Consider the following 1355-nt stretch of genomic DNA (forward strand, 5'->3'; position numbering starts at 1 on the left):
CCCTGCGCGGCGCCGCAGCGCCGTAGACGGCAGGGGCGAAGCTGTGCGGATACCCGCGAATCACGAGATCTAAAAAGCCAAGGGGCGGGTGAGGTTTTTCCAGCTAGATGCTGGTTTTTTCGCGAGGGGGGGGGTCGGCACGGGTGGGTTCCGTGGTTGCACCACCACTGCAAAAGTTCAACCAGAAAGCCCCACAGACCTCGCGACCACCCATCAAAACCTGCAAGATTTCGGCGCGAGGGTCCCACCCGCCGTCAACCTGCGGCATACGCCGACCATCCAACCATCCGTCCATCCGCTCCAAGGCGGGGAGGGAGCGGACCGAGTTCCTGGACCTGCGGCGGCGTCCCCGCTACCCGCGGGGCGGTGGGAGCGCACATGGCATCCGCGGCACGCTCGCTACGCTCGCTCTGATGAGGGGCTACGCGCCCCTCATACACCCGCGTCCTTGATAACCTCTTGAAACTCTCCCAAAAAGTGAAACGTAAAACCCCAGCGGAGACGGGTAGCCCGTAGGAAACCGCGGAGCGGTTTTCATGGGCGTTTTTAGCCCGTCGGAGCGGTGCGGGGCGCTTGTTGGAAGGGCGGTAAATCTTCGATTTTCCGCGCTTTCAACAAGCGCCCGAGTTGACTTAGGGATAGAGCTCGAGCAGTTAAACGGTACTTTTTGGTAGGAGATGCTGCGCCTTGATGCGGTCGCGCGTCCAGGGCCAGTGGAACCCTTCCAAACGGCGGCTCAGCGCAAGGTCCTCGCGGAGCTGGGCGTTCTCGCGCTTCAGGTCCTCGATGCGCTGCTCGGCCTGCGCGACGGCCTCGACCGACGCGGCGTCGCGCTTGGCGATCTGGTCGGTCAGCCGCTCGACCTCGCGCTCGAGCGCGGCGATCTGGTCGCGGTACGACTCGACCTGCGCCTCGAGCAGGTCGCGGGCGGCATCGGGGTCCTCGGGCGCGGGACCGTCGGACGGCAGCAGCGCCGCGGCGAGCGCCGACGCGGTCGCGGGCGGGAGCAGCTGTCGGCCGCGGCGGTCGGACGGGTCGGAAACCGTGGCCAGATCGAGCTCCTTGAGGCGCCGCGCCGCGGTCGATTTGGACACGCCGCAGGCCTTGGCGACCTCGGCTATGGTGGTCAAAGTCGCGGCATCGGGCTTTTCGGTCGCGTCACGGTTTGATGCGGTCATGGCGTTTCATCTCCAGCACAAGCTAACATAAGGCCTATTATTGGAACCTTCATATATCAATCTACCTGCGATTATATCAAGTCGCGGCAGTGAATCGGTTCACAGCCCGCCCCATCTCGGCGCATGGCGCGGGTTTTGGGTCGTGATTCGGTTCGCACCGATTCTCGACCCAAAACC

Annotated in this window: 1 protein-coding gene; it reads right to left on the minus strand. The window is 64.2% G+C overall.

Annotated elements, in window-relative coordinates:
• Positions 1-653: 653 nt before the first annotated feature.
• Complete coding sequence (locus DWW73_RS10020; protein ID WP_117779482.1) at positions 654-1178, minus strand: hypothetical protein; 525 nt, start codon at positions 1176-1178, stop codon at positions 654-656.
• Positions 1179-1355 lie beyond the last annotated feature (177 nt).

It is taken from the genome of Collinsella sp. AF16-8, assembly GCF_003462695.1.
Lineage (GTDB): Bacteria > Actinomycetota > Coriobacteriia > Coriobacteriales > Coriobacteriaceae > Collinsella.

Excerpts from the sequence above, each read along its gene's own strand:
- DWW73_RS10020 (WP_117779482.1), bottom strand. The coding sequence starts at position 1,178 with ATGACCGCATCAAACCGTGACGCGACCGAAAAGCCCGATGCCGCGACT.